This window comes from Streptococcus plurextorum DSM 22810 (genome assembly GCF_000423745.1).
GTDB classification, from domain to species: Bacteria; Bacillota; Bacilli; order Lactobacillales; family Streptococcaceae; genus Streptococcus; species Streptococcus plurextorum.
The window spans coordinates 40706-63199 of sequence record NZ_AUIO01000001.1 but is presented as its reverse complement, the minus strand read 5'-3'; the positions used below and the strand labels follow the sequence as shown (position 1 = coordinate 63199).

The 22494-nt window shown below is 42.1% G+C and carries 19 protein-coding genes; all 19 read left to right on the top strand.

Translation table 11 applies throughout. The features are described from left to right. Positions 1-42: 42 nt before the first annotated feature. The 19 genes from rpsU (at position 43) to G575_RS0100205 (ending at position 22370) form a co-directional block, all read left to right on the top strand. Positions 43-219 carry a 30S ribosomal protein S21 gene (gene rpsU / locus G575_RS0100295; RefSeq protein WP_027970938.1) on the top strand — a complete coding sequence of 59 codons (177 nt, stop codon included), beginning with the start codon at positions 43-45 and terminating at the stop codon, positions 217-219. A gap of 78 nt (positions 220-297) precedes the next feature. Then, positions 298-1548 carry a bifunctional folylpolyglutamate synthase/dihydrofolate synthase gene (locus G575_RS0100290; protein ID WP_027970937.1) on the top strand — a complete coding sequence of 417 codons (1251 nt, stop codon included), beginning with the start codon at positions 298-300 and terminating at the stop codon, positions 1546-1548. Between the two features lie 76 nt (positions 1549-1624). Continuing rightward, a complete protein-coding gene (gene murB, locus G575_RS0100285; protein ID WP_027970936.1) occupies positions 1625-2524 on the top strand; it encodes a UDP-N-acetylmuramate dehydrogenase in 900 nt (299 codons plus the stop codon). A 170-nt stretch (positions 2525-2694) separates the two neighbouring features. Beyond that, complete coding sequence (locus G575_RS0100280) at positions 2695-3849, top strand: ABC transporter ATP-binding protein (RefSeq protein WP_027970935.1); 1155 nt, start codon at positions 2695-2697, stop codon at positions 3847-3849. Then, on the top strand, positions 3833-4630 hold the full coding sequence (locus G575_RS0100275; protein WP_027970934.1) for an ABC transporter permease: 798 nt from the start codon (positions 3833-3835) through the stop codon (positions 4628-4630). Before G575_RS0100280 ends, G575_RS0100275 begins: the two co-directional genes overlap by 17 nt. Further along, the gene (locus G575_RS0100270) at positions 4627-5403 is read left to right on the top strand and encodes an ABC transporter permease (RefSeq protein ID WP_027970933.1); all 777 of its coding nucleotides are present in this window, start codon (positions 4627-4629) and stop codon (positions 5401-5403) included. Before G575_RS0100275 ends, G575_RS0100270 begins: the two co-directional genes overlap by 4 nt. Next, on the top strand, positions 5396-6463 hold the full coding sequence (locus G575_RS0100265; RefSeq protein ID WP_027970932.1) for an ABC transporter substrate-binding protein: 1068 nt from the start codon (positions 5396-5398) through the stop codon (positions 6461-6463). Before G575_RS0100270 ends, G575_RS0100265 begins: the two co-directional genes overlap by 8 nt. Before the next feature lie 265 nt (positions 6464-6728). Next, complete coding sequence (locus G575_RS0100260) at positions 6729-8285, top strand: 2-isopropylmalate synthase (RefSeq protein WP_037622387.1); 1557 nt, start codon at positions 6729-6731, stop codon at positions 8283-8285. Positions 8286-8388: 103 nt separating this feature from the next. Continuing rightward, on the top strand, positions 8389-9429 hold the full coding sequence (gene leuB / locus G575_RS0100255) for a 3-isopropylmalate dehydrogenase (RefSeq protein ID WP_027970930.1): 1041 nt from the start codon (positions 8389-8391) through the stop codon (positions 9427-9429). Then, a complete protein-coding gene (locus G575_RS0100250; protein WP_027970929.1) occupies positions 9426-9692 on the top strand; it encodes a DUF1294 domain-containing protein in 267 nt (88 codons plus the stop codon). The genes leuB and G575_RS0100250 overlap by 4 nt, the downstream gene beginning before the upstream one ends. Positions 9693-9707: 15 nt before the next feature. Continuing rightward, the gene (leuC, locus tag G575_RS0100245; RefSeq protein ID WP_027970928.1) at positions 9708-11096 is read left to right on the top strand and encodes a 3-isopropylmalate dehydratase large subunit; all 1389 of its coding nucleotides are present in this window, start codon (positions 9708-9710) and stop codon (positions 11094-11096) included. 8 nt (positions 11097-11104) lie between these two features. Continuing rightward, a complete protein-coding gene (leuD, locus tag G575_RS0100240; RefSeq protein WP_027970927.1) occupies positions 11105-11692 on the top strand; it encodes a 3-isopropylmalate dehydratase small subunit in 588 nt (195 codons plus the stop codon). 81 nt (positions 11693-11773) lie between these two features. Further along, on the top strand, positions 11774-12559 hold the full coding sequence (locus G575_RS0100235; RefSeq protein WP_027970926.1) for an L-threonylcarbamoyladenylate synthase: 786 nt from the start codon (positions 11774-11776) through the stop codon (positions 12557-12559). Positions 12560-12736: 177 nt separating this feature from the next. Beyond that, positions 12737-13615, top strand: a complete 879-nt coding sequence (gene truB / locus G575_RS0100230) for a tRNA pseudouridine(55) synthase TruB (RefSeq protein ID WP_027970925.1) — start codon at positions 12737-12739, stop codon at positions 13613-13615. A gap of 2 nt (positions 13616-13617) precedes the next feature. After that, on the top strand, positions 13618-14550 hold the full coding sequence (locus tag G575_RS0100225; protein ID WP_027970924.1) for a bifunctional riboflavin kinase/FAD synthetase: 933 nt from the start codon (positions 13618-13620) through the stop codon (positions 14548-14550). Positions 14551-14627: 77 nt separating this feature from the next. Continuing rightward, complete coding sequence (locus tag G575_RS0100220; protein WP_027970923.1) at positions 14628-15041, top strand: Spx/MgsR family RNA polymerase-binding regulatory protein; 414 nt, start codon at positions 14628-14630, stop codon at positions 15039-15041. Beyond that, complete coding sequence (locus G575_RS0100215; RefSeq protein ID WP_027970922.1) at positions 15034-15312, top strand: UPF0223 family protein; 279 nt, start codon at positions 15034-15036, stop codon at positions 15310-15312. The genes G575_RS0100220 and G575_RS0100215 overlap by 8 nt, the downstream gene beginning before the upstream one ends. After that, positions 15302-16066, top strand: a complete 765-nt coding sequence (locus G575_RS0100210) for an inositol monophosphatase family protein (protein WP_027970921.1) — start codon at positions 15302-15304, stop codon at positions 16064-16066. Before G575_RS0100215 ends, G575_RS0100210 begins: the two co-directional genes overlap by 11 nt. A 241-nt stretch (positions 16067-16307) precedes the next feature. Further along, positions 16308-22370, top strand: coding sequence for a ZmpA/ZmpB/ZmpC family metallo-endopeptidase (locus G575_RS0100205; RefSeq protein WP_027970920.1), 6063 nt, complete (start codon positions 16308-16310; stop codon positions 22368-22370). Positions 22371-22494: the final 124 nt, after the last annotated feature.

Genomic DNA, 22494 nt, shown 5'->3' with positions numbered 1-22494 from the left:
TATGGAACAATTTTGTTACATTATCTTGAGGAGGTGAAATCTATGTCAAAAACAGTTGTCCGTAAAAACGAATCACTTGACGACGCACTTCGTCGCTTCAAGCGTTCTGTTGTGAAAGCTGGTACTCTTCAAGAGGCACGTAAGCGTGAACACTATGAAAAACCTTCAGTAAAACGTAAACGTAAATCTGAAGCAGCTCGCAAACGTAAAAAATTCTAATAGAATGAACGAACCTAGGGAGACCTAGGTTTTTTTGCTTATCATTAAAACTTCTGATATACTAATCACATGACTAAAATGACATATAATGAAACCCTTGATTGGATTCATGGGCAATTAAAATTTGGGATAAAACCAGGTGTTCAGCGCATGTTGTGGATGCTAAATGAGCTGGGGAATCCTCAAGACAAGTGTAAGGCCGTCCATGTGGTTGGAACAAATGGTAAAGGGTCTACAACAAATTACCTGCAACACATTTTTACGCAAGCAGGTTATCGGGTGGGAACCTTTACGTCTCCCTATATAATGGATTTTCGTGAACGTATTGCTATTGATGGGCAGATGATTTCCAAAGAAGAACTGGTTAAAGTAGCAGAGGTGGTAAAACCAGTCGCCGATCGATTGCCGCTTGAGACTGACTTAAAACCAGCTACAGAGTTTGAAATCATCACTACCATGATGTTTTATTATTTTGGCAGTCAGTGTCCTGTTGATATTGCTATTATCGAAGCTGGCTTGGGAGGACTTCATGACTCTACTAATGTCTTCAAAGCTTTAGCGGTTGTCTGTCCTTCCATTGGGCTGGATCACCAGACCATTCTAGGGGAAAGCTACCAAGAAATTGCCAGCCAGAAAGCAGGGGTATTAAAAGCAGGGGTGCCTTTTGTTTTTGCAGAAGATAAGCCAGAGGTCTTGGAGGTTTTTGAGACTAGCGCTCGCGCTCTTGCTTGTCCAGTCTATCGCTTGCATGACCAGTTTGAGGCTTTGGGAAATAGCAGAGCTTTTGACTTTTGCTATGGAGAGCAGAAGCTGTCAAACATTCAGCTAGCTATGCCAGGTCACCATCAAGTGGCTAATGCCAGCCTGGCGATTATGACCAGTCTTTTATTGGCACAAGAATTTTCACGCCTAAGACCAGACATCATTAAAGCTGCACTAGCAGAAGCCAAATGGCTTGGTAGGACGGAGTTGATAAGGGATAACTTGATGATTGATGGTGCTCATAATGATGAGAGCATAAAGGTACTGGTAGACCTTCTCCACTCACATTATCCTGACAAGGACATTCACATTCTTTTTGCCGCTATTGATACCAAGCCGATTGACAGCATGTTGAAACAGTTGTCAGGTTTTGCCAGTCTGACGGTGACCAGTTTTGATTATCCAAATGCTGTCGCCTTGGAGAAGTATCCGATTCACCATCAAAAGGTATCTGACTTTACCAAATGGCTAGAGCAGGTGGAAAAGGCCCCGTCGCACCACCTTTATGTTGTGACTGGTTCACTCTATTTCATCAGTCAGGTCAGAACCTTTCTTTTGAGGGCTTAAAATGATCGTCAAAGTTTCTAATTTTTGATATAATAAGAATCAGCTTTATGCTGATTTTTTATGTTTGGAAAGAACCATGATTGAATTGATTAATAATGAACTTGGGGGCATGGATGTTCGTCTTAATGACCCTTTAAGCAAGTATACTTACACCAAAGTGGGAGGACCAGCTGATTTATTAGCATTTCCAAGGTCCCGACAAGAGTTAAAACGACTTTTAGCTTTTGCTAAAAAACACCAATTAGACTGGACAGTTCTTGGGAATGCCAGTAATCTCATCGTTCGTGATGGTGGGATTAGAGGCATGGTGATTATGCTTGAGAAGATGAATACCATTACGGTATCAGGCTATGTGATTGAAGCAGAAGCAGGGGCTAGTCTCATTGAGACTACAAAAGTTGCCAGTCGCCACAGCTTGACAGGCTTTGAATTTGCCTGTGGGATTCCAGGCTCTGTCGGTGGGGCAGTTTATATGAATGCTGGCGCTTATGGTGGTGAAATTGCTCACCTCCTCACTTCTGCGCAGCTATTAACCGCTGATGGTGAGATTGTCACCCTTAGCAATCGCGATTTGCTTTTTGGCTACCGTCATTCTAGCGTGCAGGAGTCGGGCGGTATCATCCTTTCAGCTAAATTTGCCCTCAAACCAGGGGATTACACGCAAATTACTCAAGAAATGGCACGCTTAACGCACCTAAGAGAGCTCAAACAACCTCTAGAATTGCCATCCTGTGGCTCGGTCTTTAAACGACCACCGGGACATTTTGCAGGTGCTTTGATTACTGAAGCTGGTCTTAAAGGATATCGTGTAGGGGGAGTTGAAGTGTCTACCAAGCACGCTGGTTTCATGGTCAATATCGACCATGGCACAGCTTCTGACTATGAAGCGTTGATTGCTGATGTGGTGGAAAAAGTCAGAGCACACTCAGGTGTGACTTTAGAGCCTGAAGTAAGAATTATCGGTGTTGGCAAATAACGGCCAAGCCAATCAATCAACATCTTGTAGCCCATCATAGGCTAAGAACGTCGTAAAGGGGGTGGAGCCTATCGTCTCGGATAGTATGAAGGGTGAGTTTATCACCCACTATGTCGAAAAGGCCTAGCAGAGCCTAGTTAATCTGCAATACACAAAAAGGAAGAAGTTTATTGAAACAACCGATTATCGCCTTTAAAAATGTCACTAAGACATTTGAGGACTCTGGCACACAGGTGCTTAAAAATATCAACTTTGAGCTTGAAGAAGGAAAATTTTACACCCTTCTAGGGGCTTCTGGTTCAGGGAAATCAACCATCCTCAACCTCATCGCAGGGTTATTAGATGCCACAAGTGGAGACATTTTCTTGGATGGCAAGCGCATCAATGATGTGCCAACCAATCAACGTGATGTTCATACCGTCTTTCAGAATTATGCCCTTTTCCCACACATGTCTGTGGCAGAAAATGTCGCCTTTCCTTTAAAAATCAAAAAAACAGATAAAAAGGAAATCGAGAGACGTGTGGCCGAAGCTTTGAAAATGGTACGTTTGGAAGGGTTTGAAAAACGTCCAATTCAAAAACTCTCTGGAGGTCAACGCCAACGCGTTGCCATTGCTCGTGCTATTATCAATCAACCTCGTGTGGTCTTGCTAGATGAGCCGCTTTCTGCCTTGGACTTGAAGTTGCGGACTGAGATGCAGTACGAACTACGCGAGTTGCAACAGCGTTTAGGCATTACCTTTGTCTTTGTCACTCACGACCAAGAAGAAGCTCTTGCTATGAGTGACTGGATTTTTGTCATGAATGATGGTGAAATTGTCCAGTCAGGAACGCCGGTCGATATTTATGATGAGCCGATCAACCATTTTGTGGCGACCTTCATCGGAGAATCTAATATCTTGCCTGGTGTGATGATTGAAGACTACTTGGTAGAGTTTAACGGCAAGCGCTTTGAAGCAGTGGATGGCGGGATGCGTCCAAATGAAGCGGTTGAAGTAGTGATTCGTCCAGAAGATCTGCAAATTACCTTGCCAGAAGAAGGAAAACTCCAAGTGACGGTAGATACGCAACTTTTCCGTGGGGTTCACTATGAAATCATCGCTTATGACAATCTTGGTAATGAATGGATGATCCACTCCACGCGCAAGGCTATCGTTGGTGAAATTATCGGGTTAGACTTTGAACCGGAAGACATCCACATCATGCGTCTCAATGAAACCGAAGAAGAATTTGATGCCCGTATCGAAGAATACGTGGAAGTGGAGGAAGTAGAAGACGGCCTCATCAATGCGATTGAGGAGGAACGTCATGAAGAAAACCTCTAATATTGCTTTTTCAGCTCCCTATATTCTTTGGCTTTTGCTTTTTGTTCTGGCTCCAGTAATGCTATTGCTCTGGCAATCTTTATTTGATCAGTCAGGGAACTTTACCTTGGCCAACTATGGAACTTTTTTCTCCAGTTGGACCTACCTGCGCATGAGTTTTAACTCGGTACTCTACGCAGCTATCATTACCTTAGCAACCTTTTTGATTGCGTATCCAGCAGCCTTACTCTTGACCAGACTTAAGCACAAACAGCTCTGGCTCATGTTAGTCGTCCTACCGACCTGGGTTAACCTTTTGTTAAAGGCTTATGCGTTTATGGGAATTTTTGGACAGCAAGGTGGCGTCAATGCTTTCTTATCCTTCATGGGAATTGGTTCGCAGCAAATTCTCTTTACTGATTTTTCATTCATTTTTGTAGCGGCCTATATTGAATTGCCCTTTATGATTTTGCCCATTTTCAATGCCCTTGATGACATTGATGGTAATGTGATCAATGCCAGTCGTGATCTTGGTGCGACTGAGGCGCAAACCTTTAGGAAAGTGATTTTTCCACTCTCTCTCAACGGGGTGCGCTCAGGCGTTCAATCGGTCTTTATTCCAAGTTTATCCCTCTTTATGTTGACACGTTTGATTGGTGGTAATCGCGTGATTACGCTAGGGACTGCTATCGAGCAGCATTTCCTCACGACTGAAAACTGGGGAATGGGTTCAACCATCGGTGTGATTTTGATTGGGGCTATGATTGCCACCATGTGGTTTACAAAGGAGAGACGCCAATGAAAAAATTAGCAAATCTTTATTTGGCGCTGGTCTTTCTGATCCTTTATATTCCTATTGTTTACTTGATTGTTTATTCCTTCAATCAAGGTGGGGATATGAATGGCTTTACAGGCTTTACCTTGGAGCATTATCAGACCATGTTTGGGGATAGTCGCCTGATGTTAATCTTGGTTGAGACCTTCTTCTTAGCCTTTCTGTCTGCATTATTAGCAACCATTATCGGTACTTTTGGAGCTATTTACATCCATCAGACCCGCCGTCGTTTACAAACGGGTTTGTTATCTGCAAATAATGTGCTTATGGTAGCACCAGATGTTATGATTGGTGCCAGTTTCTTGATTCTTTTTACACAAATCAAGTGGCAACTGGGTTTTCTATCTGTTTTGCTGAGTCACGTGGCCTTTTCCATTCCGATTGTGGTGCTTATGGTCTTGCCACGTTTGAAAGGGATGAACTATGACATGGTCAATGCTGCCTATGACTTAGGAGCTACTCGTTTTCAAATGATGAAAGAAGTGATGTTGCCTTATCTGACACCAGGCATTATCGCTGGTTACTTTATGGCCTTCACCTATTCTTTGGACGATTTTGCCGTGACCTTTTTTGTGACGGGTAATGGCTTTTCAACCTTGGCTGTCGAGATTTACTCTCGCGCACGCAAAGGGGTTTCTTTAGAAATCAATGCCTTATCAACGGTTGTCTTTCTCTTTAGTATCCTGCTTGTGATTGGTTATTATTTCATTTCTCAGGAAAAGGAGGCTAAAGATGCGTAGACTATATTCATTTCTTTTGGGTGTTTTGAGCATCGTTGCTCTGCTATTTGCCACAAGCCTTGTCTTAAAAAACAACTCTGGAGCAGCAGAGGATAAGTTGGTCATCTATAACTGGGGAGACTACATTGATCCGGACTTGATTGAGCAATTTACGGATGAGACAGGGATTGAGGTACAGTACGATACCTTTGACTCCAACGAAGCCATGTACACCAAAATCAAGCAAGGTGGGACCATCTATGACTTGGCTGTTCCTTCGGAATACATGATTTCCAAAATGAAGGAAGAAAACATGTTGATTAAGCTGGATAAGTCAAAGATTGTTGGTTTTGACAATATCGGAGATGACTTTAAAGGCTTGTCCTTTGACCCCAATAACGACTATTCTATCCCGTATTTCTGGGGAACTTTAGGGATTGTTTACAACAAGACCATGGTAGAAGAAGCTCCTGAACACTGGGAAGACCTTTGGCGAGAAGAGTATCGCAATGATATCCTACTTGTCGATGGGGCGCGTGAGGTCATGGGACTTGGGCTAAACAGCTTTGGCTACAGCCTTAATAGCAAGGACAATGTGGAGTTAGCGGTTGTTAAAGCCAAACTCAATGAGTTGACACCTAACATCAAGGCTATTGTTGGAGATGAGCTCAAAGGCTATATGATTCAAGGAGATGCGGCAATCGGAGTGTCCTTCTCTGGAGAAGCCAGTGAAATGCTAGATGGCAACGAAGACCTGGTCTATGTGGTGCCAAGTGAAGCTTCGAATCTTTGGTTTGACAACATTGTTATTCCAAAAACAGCTAAGCATATTGAGGAAGCCTATGCCTTTATCAACTTTATGCTTCGTCCTGAAAATGCAGCTCAAAATGCTGAGTATGTCGGCTATTCCACGCCAAATGCTAAGGCTAAGGAACTTTTACCAGAAGAAACCACATCTGATCTGGCTTTTTATCCTGACCAAGAAACCATGAAAAATCTTGAGGTTTACGATAATTTAGGTAAGGAATGGCTTGGCATTTACAACGATCTCTACTTACAGTTTAAGATGTATCGCAAATAAGATGACATAGAGTGGGAAATCCCACTCTATTTTTGTAAAAATCTTGAAAATTTCACTTGACAGAATTGTCAGAAAATTGTAGAATGTTCTATAAATTAACTAAAGGAGAAGTCAAATGGTATTCACGACAACAACTTTGCTATTGTGGATAGTGGGCTAGTGCAGAAGCATTAGTCCTGTTTGGCTTACCAAGCGGGTCCAAAACATCTCGCTTGGTGACCAGCGAGGTGTTTTTTAGTTAAAAAATAGAGAAAGTGGTATTGACATGCATCATAAAGTGGAATTTCTTGATACAACGCTTAGAGATGGTGAACAAACACCAGGTGTTAATTTTTCAATCAAAGAAAAAGTTGCTATCGCTAAACAGTTAGAGAAGTGGGGAGTCTCGGCGATTGAGGCAGGGTTTCCAGCGGCAAGTCCAGATTCTTTTGAAGCGGTGAGGCAAATTGCTAAAGCAATGACTAAAACAGCTGTTTCAGGCTTGGCACGTTCTGTGAAGTCTGATATTGATGCCTGCTATGAGGCGATAAAAGAGGCCAAGTTTCCTCAGATCCATGTTTTTATAGCAACCAGTCCTATTCATCGTGAGTTCAAGTTGAAAAAATCCAAAGAAGAGATTTTGCAGCTGATTACAGAGCATGTTTCTTATGCGCGAACAAAATTTGAGGTGGTCGAATTTTCACCAGAAGATGCCACGCGTACAGAATTGGATTATTTGCTAGAAGTCGTGCAAACAGCAGTGGATGCTGGTGCAACATATATCAACATCCCTGATACGGTTGGCTTCACAACTCCTGAAGACTATGGTTACATCTTTAACTATTTAATTGAAAATGTTAAGTCAGATCGCAAGATTATCTTTAGCCCTCACTGCCACAATGACTTAGGAATGGCGGTTGCCAATACGCTTTCTGCCATCAAAAATGGCGCAGGTCGCGTTGAAGGCACCATCAATGGTATTGGTGAGCGTGCTGGTAATGCTGCTTTGGAAGAAGTGGCGGTAGCCCTAAATATTCGTTCGGACTTTTATGATGTCGAAAGTCCTATTGTTCTGAGAGAAACGGTGAACACATCTGAAATGGTCTCCCGCTTTTCTGGGATTCCTCTTCCAAAGAATAAGGCTATTGTGGGGGGCAACGCCTTCTCACACGAATCAGGCATTCACCAAGACGGGGTCTTGAAAAATCCTCTCACTTATGAAATTATCACACCAGAGTTGGTCGGTGTTCAAAAAAATGCCTTGCCTTTAGGCAAGCTATCTGGACGACATGCCTTTGTTGAAAAATTAAAAGAACTCAATTTCAACTTTGAAGAATCCGAGTTAACCTTGTTATTTGCTAAGTTTAAAAAATTGGCAGATAAAAAACAAGCTATCACCGATGCCGATATTGTAGCCATTGTTAATGGTAATGACATTGAAAATCCAGAAGGTTTCCACTTCAATGACCTAAAACTGAGTTCAAACCTTGATGATTCCATCACAGCTCATGTTTCTATGATCAATATGGAGGCTGAGATTGTCAATGTCACTGCAGATGGTAAAGGCTCCGTAGAAGCGATTTACAATGCTATCGATCATTTCTTTAATCAGAACGTTAAGCTTTTAAGTTATAGCATGGATGCTGTGACTGATGGGATTGATGCTCAGGCTAGAGTATCAGTATCTATTGAAAATAGTGATACAGGAACTATTTTTAATGCCTCGGGTATTGATTTTGATGTGCTCAAAGCAGGGGCTATTGCTTATGTCAATGCCAATAGCCTGGTTCAAAAAGAAAATGCAGGTGAAATCAGTCGCAAACTCTCTTATCGAGACGTCTGATAAAAATATATTAGAAAGGATTGTTCAACCTTAGCTTAAGTGTTGAACAGGGAGAAATGTAGGCTTTAAATGGTCTTTATCATCTCTTCTCATTCTGACAAAGATGACAAAAAACATTATAAGTTTAGCTGGTGATGGTATCGGACCAGAAATTATGGCGGCTGGTCTGGAGGTGCTAGCAGCAGTCGCAGACAAGATTCATTTTGATTATCAGGTTCAAGAAATGCCATTCGGTGGGGTAGGTATTGATTGTGCTGGGCATCCTTTGCCAGATGCTACGCTAGCAGCTGCTAAGTCTGCGGATGCCATTCTATTGGCAGCAATTGGTGGTCCTAAATATGATACAGCATCGGTACGTCCCGAACAGGGGTTGCTTGCGATTCGTAAGGAATTGAATCTTTTTGCCAATATCCGACCTGTGCGCATTTTTGATGCCCTAAAGCATCTATCACCTTTGAAGCCTGAATACATTGAAGGGGTTGATTTTGTGGTGGTGCGAGAGTTGACGGGGGGAATCTATTTTGGTGACCATATCCTAAACAGCTCCTCTGCTTCTGATACGAATCATTATTCTTCAGATGAGATTCGTCGTATTATGCATAAAGCTTTTTCGATAGCGCGTGGTCGTCGTCAAAAGGTGACCAGTATTGACAAACAAAATGTGCTTGCTACGTCAAAATTGTGGCGTCAAGTGGCAGAAGAGGTCGCCAAAGATTACCCAGATGTGACTTTGGAGCATCAGCTAGTAGATTCTGCTGCTATGATTATGATCACGAATCCTTCTCGTTTTGATGTGATTGTCACAGAAAATCTTTTTGGTGACATTTTATCCGATGAAGCAAGTGTCTTACCTGGTACTCTAGGGGTTATGCCATCTGCCAGTCATTCAGAGACTGGGCCAAGCCTTTACGAACCTATCCATGGGTCAGCGCCAGATATTGCTGGGCAGGGCATTGCTAATCCTATCAGTATGATTTTATCTGTAGCGATGATGCTAAGAGACTCTTTTGGAGAAGAGGTTGGCGCAGACATGATTGAAAAGGCTGTTGAAAAAACGCTGGCACAAGGTGTCCTCACTAAAGATTTGGGAGGGAGTGCGATAACGGCGACGATGACCGCTGCTGTTATTGGGAATTTATCATGAGTCTTTTACTATATAGTCTTCTTTTCTGGAATCTCTTGGTTTTTCTCGTTTATGGCATTGATAAGCGTCGAGCCATTCGCCATTCTTGGCGCATTTCAGAGAAGGTGTTGTTGGTTATTGCCTTTTTCTTTGGAGGTTTGGGTGCTTTCACAGGAGGGGTAGTTTTCCATCATAAAACGCGTAAGTGGTATTTTCAGGTCGTCTGGCACCTGGGGATTATGGCAACCTTGCTACTTATCTATTTTGCTAGCAAGCATTTTTAAGAAAGGAGTGATCAGATGGCTTCTGGAAAATCGATTTTCGATAAAGTGTGGGAGCGACACGTTGTTACTGGTAAAGAAGGCCAGTCCCAGCTGATGTATGTGGATCAGCACTATATCCATGAAGTGACAAGTCCGCAAGCCTTTGATGGCTTACGTCAGGCGGGACGTAAGGTCAGACGGCCAGATTTGACTTTTGGAACTTTTGATCACAATGTTCCAACGGTTGATATTCACAATATTCGTGATGTCATTTCCAAGGCTCAAATGGATGCCTTAGCTAGAAATGTTATAGACTTTGGTATTCCTCATGCACCGCATGGTTCTCTGAACCAAGGTATTGTCCATATGGTCGGTCCAGAGACTGGTCGCACGCAACCAGGTAAGTTTATTGTCTGTGGTGATAGTCACACAGCGACACACGGCGCTTTTGGGGCTATCGCCTTTGGGATTGGGACGACAGAAGTGGAGCATGTTTTTGCCACACAGACCCTTTGGCAGGTTAAACCTAAAAAACTATTGATTAGATTGACGGGAACACCGCAAAAAGGGGTTTACGCTAAAGATTATGTTTTAGCCCTTATTGCAAAACATGGTGTGGCTCTAGGTGTTGGTTATGCTGTAGAATATGCTGGTTCGGCTATAGATGCCCTTAGTATGGAAGAGCGTATGACAATCTGTAACATGTCTATTGAGTTCGGTGCCAAAATTGGGATCATGAACCCGGATCAAAAGACCTATGATTATTTGTCAGATAAAGAATGCCGTCCAAGGGATTTTGCAAGTGCGGTAGCTGATTGGAAAACCTTGGTATCTGATAACGATGCTAGCTATGACAAAATGATTGAGATGGATGTCTCAGACTTAGCTCCTATGGTGACTTGGGGAACAAACCCTTCTATGGGGGTTGCTTATGGTGAGCCCTTTCCAGACATTAGGGATATCAATGATAGTAGGGCATATGACTACATGGGGTTAAAACCAGGCCAGACAGTAGCTGATATCACGATTGGTTACGTCTTTCTAGGCTCTTGTACCAATGCCCGGTTATCAGATTTAACCATTGCCGCAAAGATTATTCAGGGCAAAAAAGTGGCTGACGGTGTGACTGCGATTGTGGTTCCTGGTTCTCGTCCTGTTAAGCGAGCTGCCGAAGCTTTGGGATTGGATAAAATTTTCTTGGAAGCAGGCTTTGAATGGCGAGATCCAGGCTGCTCCATGTGCCTAGGAATGAATCCAGATAAGGTTCCTAAAGGAGTGCACTGCGCTTCAACAAGCAATCGGAATTTTGAAGATCGACAAGGTGTCGGTGCCAGAACTCATCTCTGTAGTCCAGCTATGGCAGCGGCAGCAGCCATAACAGGGCGTTTTGTAGATGTTCGATTATTAGCAAAAGTAAATGGGTAGGTGTTAAGGTGGAGCAATTTACAGTTTTTACAGGAACAACCGTTCCTCTCATGAATGATAACATCGATACTGACCAAATCTTACCCAAACAGTTTCTCAAATTGATTGATAAAAAAGGTTTTGGCAAGTACCTCATGTATGAATGGCGTTACTTAGATGACGCCTATACAGAGAACCCTAATTTCATTTTCAATCAAGCAGCCTACCGACATGCTAGTATTTTAATTACAGGTGATAATTTTGGAGCAGGTTCTTCCAGAGAACACGCTGCTTGGGCGCTAGCTGATTACGGTTTTAAGGTTATTATTGCGGGTTCCTTTGGAGACATTCATTACAATAACGATCTCAATAATGGCATTTTACCGATTGTACAACCGCTAGAGGTGAGAGAACAGCTAGCTAAGCTAGAGCCTACCCAAGAGGTAAAGGTGGATCTTTATGAGCAGAAGATTATTTCACCTGTTGGAGAATTTTCTTTTGAGATTGATAGTGATTGGAAGCATAAACTCTTGAACGGTTTAGACGATATCGGGATTACTTTGCAGTATGAGGAGTTGATTGCTGCTTATGAGAAACAGAGACCAGCATATTGGTGATTATTGTTTTGAATATTCAGAAAATTTCTTGAATTTTCTGCTCTGCCATGTTACAATAAATAATAGAAATGGAGAATCATTATGACAAAACAAGTACATTGGGATGGAAACCTTAATCAAGAAGGTTTTGACATTTTGAAAGGTGAGGGAGGATGTATCGTAACCCCAACTAAGGTCGGCTACATCATCATGACCAGTGACCGCAAAGGTCTGGAGCGAAAATTTGAAGCTAAAGAGCGCAATCGTAACAAGCCAGGTGTGGTTCTTTGTGGTAGTATGGAAGAGCTGCGTGCCTTGGCTCAGTTGACGCCTGAAATTGATGCTTTTTATCAAAAACATTGGGATGAGGATATCCTTTTGGGCTGTATCCTTCCTTGGAAAACAGAAGCTTATGAGAAGTTAAAAGCCTTTGGTGATGGCCGTGAAGAGCTCATGACAGATGTGCGAGGCACCTCATGCTTTGTCATCAAATTCGGTGTGGCAGGAGAACAAATTGCCAAAGAAATGTGGGAGAAAGAGGGCAAAATGGTCTATGCTTCCTCTGCTAATCCATCTGGAAAAGGTAATCGTGGTAAGGTCGACGGTATCGGTGAGCGCATTGCATCAATGGTGGATCTCATTATCGAAGCTGATGATTACGTGGCATCTATTCAACCAGATAAAACCATTGAAACACGCTATGAGCAAGGTGTGATGGTATCAATGGTCGATGCAGATGGTAAACTAATTCCTGAGCAAGGTGAGGGTAGTCGTTCTATCAGCAACTGTCCGGTAGTTATCCGTAAAGGGTTAGACATTGATAAAATTATGATGCATTTGTCTGACCACTTTAATTCATGGAACTATCGTCAGGGAGAGTACTATTAATCATAATCGCTCGTCAAATGGATGATTGATATGTGACGCTTCTTATGGAGCGTGGTGGATTGAATATGGTAGAATCAAAAAGCGCCAATTGGCGCTTTTTAGTGCTTATATCTGTTAGAGTGGGGGGCAAATAGTTTACCCTCGCTATCTCTAAAGATTTTTTGTATAATAGTAATTATGATTTCAGGAATTATTAATCTAAAAAAAGAGGCTGGAATGACTAGCCACGATGCGGTTTTTAAACTCCGTAAGCTACTGAGAGAGAAAAAAATTGGTCATGGTGGCACACTTGATCCGGATGTGACGGGTGTTCTCCCTATTGCTGTGGGTAAGGCTACGCGAGTCATTGAATATATGACAGAAGCAGGAAAAGTCTATGAAGGACAGATTACGATTGGGTTTTCCACGACGACTGAGGATACTTCAGGAGAAGTGCTTGATAGAACGCCTATTGATGGCTTAACAGAAGCAGACATCGATGAAGCCATGAAGAACTTTGTCGGAAACATTACTCAAGTACCTCCTATGTACTCGGCGGTCAAAGTTAATGGCCGTAAACTTTACGAGTACGCTCGCGCAGGGCAAGAAGTCGAGCGTCCCAGTCGCCAAGTGACCATCACTGAATTTATTCGAACTTCACCGCTTATTGTAGAAAATGGCAGAGCTGTTTTTGATTTTCGTGTTGCTTGTAGCAAAGGGACCTACGTTCGGACCTTGTCAGTAGACTTAGGGGCAGCGCTTGGCTATGCCAGTCATATGTCAGCACTCAAAAGAACAGCTTCAGCAGGACTAGAACTCCACTCTGCCCTGACTTTAGAAGAGATTGCTCAAAAAATCGCAGCAGATGAATGGGATTTTTTGTGGCCTATTGAATATGGCCTTTCTGATTTGCCTAAAGTTGAATTGACACAAGAACAAGTGACCGAAGTCTCCTTTGGGCGTCGTGTCTGTTTGGAAATTACAGCCCCCCTTGTCGCAGGATTTTATCAAGGTAAGGTCATTGCGATCCTAGAAGTCCGAGAGGATTACTATAAACCTAGAAAAGTATTGATTTGAGTATGGATATTAGATATATTAACGATTATCAGGATATTGTAGCGGCAGAGCCAACGGTTCTTGTCTTGGGGTATTTTGACGGCCTGCATTTGGGGCACAAAGTGCTTTTTGAAAAAGCTTGTGACATTGCAAGGCAGGATGGCTTGACCATAAGCGTCCTGACTTTTCCGGAATCTCCTCAGTTGACATTTGCGCGTTTTAGGCCTGATTTGATGATGCATTTGACGAGTGTGGAGCAGCGCTATGCCAAATTTGAGGAATACGGGGTTGACAAGCTCTATTTGATTCCTTTTACGAGTCAATTTGCAAAGACAAGCTCTGATGATTTTATTAGGTATTATATTCATGGACTAAAAGCTCAAGCTCTCGTGGTTGGTTTTGATTATCAGTTTGGTTCGGATTGCAGGGGGAGTAGCTACTTGAGTGAGCAAACTGGCCTCCCTGTAACGACGGTTTCTGAAGTAAGCTTAGGCGGAGAAAAGATTAGTTCAACCAGGATTCGTAAGGCCTTGTTAGATGGAAACATTGGTTTAGTCAATCAATTGTTAGGCTACACCTTTTCAACCAGAGGATTAGTGGTTCATGGTGATGCGCGTGGTCGAACGATAGGGTTTCCAACGGCCAATTTAGCTCCTGTCGATCGCACTCATCTTCCTGCAGATGGCGTCTATGTGTCAGAGGTTTTGATTGGTGGTAAAACCTATAGAGGGATGACATCTGTTGGCAAAAACACAACTTTTGGTGGAACGGAGCTTCGTATCGAAACTCATATTTTTGAGTTTGAAGAAACGATTTACGGTGAGACAGTTGACATTTTTTGGTTAGATAAAATTCGAGATATGGTGACTTTTGATAGCGTAGAAGACTTGATCAAGCAATTGCATCATGATCAAAATATTGCCAAAAAATGGACACAAAATGCAAAAAAAGTCTAGAAATTTGTTTGAAAATTTTGTATAATCTATATTGGAGTGAATAACAGGTAAGGATAAGGGCGAAAGGCGGTTTAAACATGATTACTTTATTTTTATCGCCAAGCTGTACCAGTTGTCGTAAAGCAAGGGCGTGGTTAATTAAGCACGAAGTTGCATTTCAGGAACATAATATTATCACCAGTCCTCTTACTCGAGAGGAACTTCTTGATATTTTATCTTTCACCGAAAATGGTACAGAGGATATTATCTCAACAAGATCGAAGGTCTTTCAGAAACTTAATATTGATGTAGAAGAGTTATCTATTTCAGAGCTAATTAGTTTGATTGCTGAAAATCCAAGTCTTCTTCGTCGTCCGATTATCATGGATAAAAAACGCATGCAAATTGGATTTAACGAAGATGAGATTCGCGCCTTTTTACCACGCGATTACCGAAAACAAGAGTTGCGACAAGCAACTATTCGAGCAGAAATTGAGGGAAGACATGACTAAGAATTATTCCTATCCACTTGATTTAACTTGGAGCACTGATGAGATTACTTCAGTGCTTTCTTTTTTGAACCAGGTTGAGTTGGCCTATGAATCAAAAGTTGATGCTGAAAAATTGCTAGAGAGCTATGCTCTTTTTAAAAAGGTAGTCAGCAGCAAGGGGCAAGAAAAGCAGATTGACCGAGAATTTGAAGCAACCAGCGGCTATTCTACCTATCGTGCTGTTCAAGCTGCAAAAGCTAAAGGAAAGGGTGTGATTTCCCTTGGAAAATAGATTTTCTTTCGCTAAAATATTGGTCAAAAAAGCTGGGGATCTTGTTTTGGAGCAACTATCGGAAAGCATTGAGGTGGCTGAAAAATCATCACCAGATGATTTGGTAACCTCAGCAGATAAGCAGATTCAAGCCTATTTGGTCAGTGAGATTCAGAAACGATACCCACAAGATGCTTTCTTGGCAGAAGAGGAAAATTTAAAGAGCTCTTTGTTGCAAGGAAGCGTATGGGTCATTGATCCCATTGATGGGACATTAAATTTTGTGACACAAAAATCAGATTTTGCAATCATGCTTGCTTATTTTGAGGAAGGCGTTGGCCGTTTTGGAATCATCTATGATGTCATAGGGGATAAGCTTTATGCAGGAGGAGGAGCGTTTCCAGTCACATGCAATGAGGCATTACTAAAAGCATTTGACGGTCGTCTGTTATCGCAGTCTTTAGTGGCTTGTAATACAGGCATGCTCTTGCAGAACGAGCACGGGATAGCTGACAGGCTCAAAACAGCCTTGGGGGTTCGAAATTATGGCTGCGCAGGACTTAGTATGGCAAAAGTGCTCAAGAACCAATTATGGGGGTATTTTTCCTCCCTCTATCCTTGGGATTACGCAGCGGCTATGATTATGGGAGAGTCTCTTGGTTATAGCTTGTTGACCATAGAGGGAGAGGTTCCTGATTTTTCTAGTCGCCAACAAGTGATGTTTCTTCCAAAACGTCATAGCCATTACTTTCAAGAGAGTCTGTTAAATCGCTAACTTATGATGAGAAGTATCTGATGAGATTCGCTTTTGCTCGTAAAATTTTTTAAGTCATTTAGTAGAGATTTTCAACTTATTTAAGCCCAAAATAAGAATTGTCTACGTGCTTAAAAATGCTCCTTGAGGGCATTTTTTGCTATCATCAGATATTTCAACCAAATCAATCTAATTTATTGTACAATTTAGTGTAATAAGATATAATAGATAGTATTACTTAAGGAGTTTAGTGACCATTTTTATGACTAAAAAATTTGGAGAAAAGCAGGAAAAATTTGCTTTTCGTAAGCTATCAGTAGGACTTGTTTCTGTTACAGTAGCCAGTCTCTTCTTGGGATTTGCCATAGCCAGCGCTCCCCAAGCTAAGGCGCAAACGATTCAGTATAAGTATGTGACAGAGCAAGAGTTGACAGATGCTGAAAAAGAGCAGGTGATTCATGAATTGCCAAATCTTGCTGAAGCAACAGATGCGAATTATTATTTGGTTTATAAGCCTGTTGATACGGCACAACCAGCTCTGCCAAAAACAGGTTACCTTGAAAATAGTTTTTTAGCTTTAGCTGGCTTAGGGCTGCTTGTCTTAGCTGTTAAAGTTGGGAAAAAAGGGAAAAAGGAATTAGCAGGTGTCTTCATTTTGACAGCCACTGGTGCGACTTTATTTGCTCCAAATGCGAGTGCCTTAACCAGTCACATCCTAGCGCAGTTTAATCATGCCATTGAAGCTAACCCAGGCGAGGCCCTACCAGCTCCTGGGGATATCGAAGGCTATGTCTATGTTGGTTATTTAAAGGATGGCAGGAATATTGCTGGTCAAGAGCAAGAAGCCATTAAATCAGAGGAGACTTCACAGCCTATAGCAAATCTGACAGAACAAGTTGTTACCAAGACAGAGGCTCTCCCTTTTGAAGTTCAAACTGTTGAAAATCCAGATTTACCAGCGGGCACTAGTCGTCTTGTCCAAGAAGGCCAAGATGGAGAAAAAACGCTTGAAGTTAAACAGACGTTAGTTAACGGCCAGATTGTAAAAGAGGAAATCATCTCTTCTACGATTACCAAAGCTTCTCTTCCTAAAATCATTGAGGTTGGACCTCAGAAGATTGTGGTTCCAACACCAGTTGTTTCAGAAGACATCGTGACTTCAACTGAGTCGATACCTTTTGAAACGCAAGTGGTCTACTCAGAAACTTTGACAGAAGGAACGCGACAAGTCGGCCAAACAGGTCAAGCTGGTCAGAAACGTATAGAGACTAAAAATATTTATGTTGACGGGAAGTTGGCAAGTTCAGAGGTGCTTTCTGAAGTGGTTATGACAGCGCCAATCCCTGAAATTATTTATCTTGGTGTCAAACCAATCACAGAAGTACCAGCAACAGCACCAAGTCATGAAGTTCCAGCTGCGACGATTACTGAGGAAACTACAAGTCACACGGAGTCGATTCCTTTTGAGGTTCAAGAAGTTTATCTTGATACCCTTCCAGAAGGAACGCGTCAGGTGTCTCAAACAGGCCAAGCTGGTCAAAAACAGATTGATACAAAAAATACTTATGTTGATGGGCAGTTGGTCAAATCAGAAGTGGTATCAGAAACCATTTTAACAGCTGCAAGTCCAGAGGTGGTTTATGTTGGTACCAAACCAATCACAGAAGTGCCAGCAACAGCACCAAGCCATGAAGTTCCAGCGCTAGCACTTACAGAAGAAACCACCAGTCGTACAGAGTCTGTCCCATTTGAAGATCAAATCGTTTATGACGATACTTTAGCTGAGGGCAGTCAAACCGTTGATCAACCTGGACAGGATGGGGTTCGTACTATTGTTACTCAGAACTACTATGCTGATGGCGTGCTACTTAAATCAGAAACGGTTTCTGATATGGTAACGACAGCACCGACTCCTAAAATCACAAGAATCGGCACTAAAAAACCTGATGTGATCACAAGCGAATCTGATTTCACGAAAGTAGCAATTGCTTTTGAAACCGTTTATGTCGATGATCCGACCCTACCAGTTGGTCAAGAAAAGGAACTGGTTCAAGGTGTAGATGGTGAAAAGACAATCACAACAACCTATCAAGTGATTAATGGTGTGCGTCAAGCTAATCCTACTATCACAGAAGACATCACTAAACCTGTTATTAATCGCCAAATAGCTCGTGGAACTAAGGTTGAAGAAGTACCGACCGTTGTGATTACAGATTTGATAGAAGCGGTAGATGCGAAGTCAGCGACCCTGACCTATGAACTGACCGATCCGACAACAAACTTTATCAGCGCAGCAGCTCTGCTTTATGATGAATCTGGAAATCTTGTTCAAGAGCAGGCTATTCCAGATGCCAATGGGCAGTTAACTCTGACAAACTTGGATTATTATAAAAATTACACCGTTAAAACTCGAATCACCTATACCATTGCTGGTCAGCAACGTGTCTCTGAGCAGGAATCGATTATTGAAAGCAAACGTGACTTTGATTTGCTTTACAAGAAGATTGAAGTTAAGGACATTGATGCGGTGACTATCTATCGTCGTAAGGATGGTACTTATGTAGGAAGTCAATTCCTTGATGCTTTGCCAACAGGAACAGATGATCTTTTCATTAAGGTAAGTTCTGATCGCTTTAAAGATGTCTATCTTCCTGTGACGCGCATCGAAGAAACGACCAAAGATGGCAAAGCTGCTTACAAAGTACTTGCTGCGATTGATGAGCTAGTGGAAGATAAAAATTCACAGTATGTTGCTAACCGTGAATTCTACATCCCTAAAATGGCATCAGATGCGAATACCTACACCTCATTTAAAGAATTGGTTGCTGCCATGAAGGCAAATCCTAGCGGTACCTTTAAGCTGGGGGCAGATCTTTATGCTGACGAAGTGGTTGTAGGCGATGTTGCTTCCTATGTTGGTAACTTTAGTGGTACCTTGACAGGAGCCAACGATGGTTATAATTTTGCCATTCATAATCTAAAAGCTCCCCTCTTCTTGAACTTTAACAACGGTACCATTTCGAATCTTGACATCAAGAATGCTAATTTAAGTACCTCGATTCAATACAAACTGGGAACGATTGCTCATATTACGAATGGTTCTAAAATTACAGATGTGTCCATTGAAGCAACTATTAAAGGCCCTCAAGATGTTGCTGGATTTGTCCACACAGCTTACTACACGACCTTTAAAAATGTTTCCTTCACAGGAACAATTGAATCCTATGGCACAGGGACAACACGCATTGGAGGAATTGTTGGTGACAGCATTCTAAGTCCGGTTGTACAAGCCAAAGTAGATGCAACCCTTATCTTGCCTGGCGCAACCAACCAATTTGCTGGTGGTATCGCTGGTCGTATGATGGTCCAACAAGAAGTTCCAGGCGCAACGATTCAAAATTCCTATGCAACGGGTTCGATTGTTACGACAGATACGGGTGGCTTTATCGGAGGAATTGCTGGTACTAACCAGGACGCTTACACAGGTGGTGGTAACGTAGGCAATGTCAATAATGTTGTTAGCGATATGACTGGTCCAACAAGTATTATCGGTAACTTCTTTGGAGCAAACACAAGAGTTGCCAACGCCTTCTCAACATCTTCAGATACGCATCCAAATGTCCAAACCATATCTGAAGCAGAAGCGCAAGCAAAACTTGCTGCCATGAACATCACAACTACCTTAGAGGACTCAACACCAATTAATTTAAACAACTACTCTGTTGATTACCTCTCCTTAGCGAATGCGAAAGCTTCGCATGCAACAGCTTACAACAACATGGAGAAAATCCTTCCTTTCTATAATAAAGAATTACTGGTTTACTATGGAAATAAGGTTGCCGTTGATGATAAGCTCAATAAGGTTCGTTTGGTTGATGTCATTGCCATGAAAGATAACTTAGTGGTTGCGGATGCCTTTGCGGAAAAAGCTAACATCAATAAAATCATGCTCCACTATGAAGATGGAAGCGTAGAGTACAAAACCGTTTCTTACCTAGAAGACTTCAAGAATAATTACGTTGTTGAGTATACCATAGATGGCACAGATTTGATTTACACACCAGAATCATTCCTTGGAAAACGTGAGACACTGGTTAACGATCTTGTTGCGACGCTTGCAGCAGTTACTCTTGATTCTCCAGAAGTTAAGGCATTAGTCAACTTCCCAACTACTCTGGATGCTAATCGTCAGAAAGGAACTGCTGATGACTTCTACTTTGGAGATAGTTTTGCAAATGTTCAAAACAACTTAGCAGCTTATGTTCGTAAGGTATTGGTTTCAAGTCTAAACGGACAGGGCGCTGCTTCTGAAGCCTATATTAAAGAACGCATTACAGCTAACAAAGAAGCCTTTATCTTAGGTCTTACTTATCTAACTCGCTGGTATGACATCAACTATGGTGATTTGAATACAACCGATTTGACGATCTTTGAGGGAGACTTCTTTGGAAATGAGTCAGCTTCAGCTCTAGAAGCTATTCTAGCGATTGGTAATGCAGGGTATGAAGCGATTCGTCCTTACAACAATGTCAAGACCTACGCAACAACCCTAGCGAAACAAAATCGACAAGAATCTGTCTTTAAATTAGTAGAGGCGTATCGTGAACGCTTCCTACCGACGAAGACCAACAATGAGTGGTTCAAAGAGACAACTAAAGCTTATGTTGTTGAGAGCAAGTCTCTGATTCCTGAAGTGGCTGCTAAGCAAGAAGCTGCTGATACCTATAGCAAGTATTCCGTTGGCGCTTATGACAAGATTGTTAATGATACAGTCACAGGACCAACTTGGAAGTACAATCACATGCTCTTACCATTATTGACCCTTCCTCAAGAAAATATTTACGTCATCACTAATATGAATACCGTTGCCATCGGTGCTTATGAGAAGTACCAAACGGATTATTCTGATCCAGCGCAACGCGATCAGATGCGTCAACGAATTGAGCTAGCCGCTGAACGTCAACGCGACAATGCGGATTTCTGGTATAAGATTGTAGACGATGAAAGTAAAGATAAGCTCTTTAGGTCGGTTCTTAATACAGATAGCTTCTTGATGTACGGCTCAGATGGTCAAAGAGCCTATCGTGATTTGACATCTAATATTGATGCCATTCAAGACTTCTTTGGTCCAATTAATAAATGGTACAATGATAAAGGTGTCAAAACGGCCTATGCGGATGGTAACGAGACCTACTATGTCCACTATGAGATGTTAAGTGACTATGGAACAGCCATCTATACCCACGAAATGGTTCACAATCAGGACGGTAGCATCTACCTTCTAGGCAATGGTCGTCGAAATGGATTAGGAATGGAGCTCTATGCGCAAGGTCTCTTGCAAAATGTCTTTAATCCAAATGAACTTAATCTTGGTTTCAATGCGATTTTTGAAAGTGATTCAAGTACTCGTGTTCATGCCGGAGATCCTGTTAACCGTTACAACAGCGAACAAGATCTCAATGATTACTTCCACCATCAATTCGATGTGCTTTACCTGCTTGATTACCTTGAAGGTATGGCTATCCTTGAGAAACCAGACGCTTTGAAGAAAGATTGGCTCAAGAAAATTGAAAACTACTACATTAAAACGAACAATGTAGATACACATGCTGGAAATAAAGCGAGAGCATTAACGGATGATGAAGTGGCTCAATTGAAAGATTTCAATGATTTGATTGACCAGAGCATCATTACCCATCGTCAGTTCTTTGGCGTTAACCAAACGAGCAAAGAGTGGGCGCGTAATAGCTATGTCAGCGTTCCGATGTTCTCTCCAATTTACTCAGCACTTTCAAATGCTAATGGAGCGCCAGGAGATGTGATGTTCCGACGCATGGCCTATGAGTTAATCGCTGCAAAAGGATACTCTGAAGGCTTTGTGCCATATGCATCTGCTCAATTGTCTGACTACGCTATCAGTCAAGGTTCTACAATCTATGATACATGGAGTAAGACGACGGTTGGCTTGGTGACAGATAAGCATGTATTAGACCAAGTGTTCCAAGGTCAATACAAGACATGGGAAGACTTCAAGAAAGCCATGTTTGCTGAGCGTGTTGCACAAGCAGAAGCTGGAAAACTGAAACCATTTACAATGCAATATGAAATGGGGGTTCCAGATTCAACTAAGGAAGTGACCGTATCAAGCTACGCACAATTGCAAGACTTGATGAGAGAAGCGATGGAAGCCGATACTAACGGTCGCATCTACTACTCAACCAATAACGTCAACCTTAGTCGCGTTCATGCTCTGAAAGTCAAGGTTTATCAAGCGATGATGAATGCTACCGATGACTTCAGAGAATCGATTTTCGAAGCTTCATAATCATAAAATAGAAGTTGGTATCAAACCAGCTTCTATTTTTGTGAAAAGAATAGAGAATAGACGTAGTAAAATCAGCAGAATAGCGTTTCTTTTTGCCTAACCGTCAGGATTCTAGTATAATGGA

What these genes read in the sequence shown, in the direction of transcription:
- rpsU (WP_027970938.1), top strand. Translation starts at nt 43, where the DNA reads ATGTCAAAAACAGTTGTCCGTAAAAACGAATCACTTGACGACGCACTT.
- G575_RS0100290 (WP_027970937.1), top strand. Translation starts at nt 298, where the DNA reads ATGACATATAATGAAACCCTTGATTGGATTCATGGGCAATTAAAATTT.
- murB (WP_027970936.1), top strand. Translation starts at nt 1,625, where the DNA reads ATGATTGAATTGATTAATAATGAACTTGGGGGCATGGATGTTCGTCTT.
- G575_RS0100275 (WP_027970934.1), top strand. Translation starts at nt 3,833, where the DNA reads ATGAAGAAAACCTCTAATATTGCTTTTTCAGCTCCCTATATTCTTTGG.
- G575_RS0100270 (WP_027970933.1), top strand. Translation starts at nt 4,627, where the DNA reads ATGAAAAAATTAGCAAATCTTTATTTGGCGCTGGTCTTTCTGATCCTT.
- G575_RS0100265 (WP_027970932.1), top strand. Translation starts at nt 5,396, where the DNA reads ATGCGTAGACTATATTCATTTCTTTTGGGTGTTTTGAGCATCGTTGCT.
- G575_RS0100260 (WP_037622387.1), top strand. Translation starts at nt 6,729, where the DNA reads ATGCATCATAAAGTGGAATTTCTTGATACAACGCTTAGAGATGGTGAA.
- leuB (WP_027970930.1), top strand. Translation starts at nt 8,389, where the DNA reads ATGACAAAAAACATTATAAGTTTAGCTGGTGATGGTATCGGACCAGAA.
- G575_RS0100250 (WP_027970929.1), top strand. Translation starts at nt 9,426, where the DNA reads ATGAGTCTTTTACTATATAGTCTTCTTTTCTGGAATCTCTTGGTTTTT.
- leuC (WP_027970928.1), top strand. Translation starts at nt 9,708, where the DNA reads ATGGCTTCTGGAAAATCGATTTTCGATAAAGTGTGGGAGCGACACGTT.
- G575_RS0100235 (WP_027970926.1), top strand. Translation starts at nt 11,774, where the DNA reads ATGACAAAACAAGTACATTGGGATGGAAACCTTAATCAAGAAGGTTTT.
- truB (WP_027970925.1), top strand. Translation starts at nt 12,737, where the DNA reads ATGATTTCAGGAATTATTAATCTAAAAAAAGAGGCTGGAATGACTAGC.
- G575_RS0100225 (WP_027970924.1), top strand. Translation starts at nt 13,618, where the DNA reads ATGGATATTAGATATATTAACGATTATCAGGATATTGTAGCGGCAGAG.
- G575_RS0100220 (WP_027970923.1), top strand. Translation starts at nt 14,628, where the DNA reads ATGATTACTTTATTTTTATCGCCAAGCTGTACCAGTTGTCGTAAAGCA.
- G575_RS0100215 (WP_027970922.1), top strand. Translation starts at nt 15,034, where the DNA reads ATGACTAAGAATTATTCCTATCCACTTGATTTAACTTGGAGCACTGAT.
- G575_RS0100205 (WP_027970920.1), top strand. Translation starts at nt 16,308, where the DNA reads ATGACTAAAAAATTTGGAGAAAAGCAGGAAAAATTTGCTTTTCGTAAG.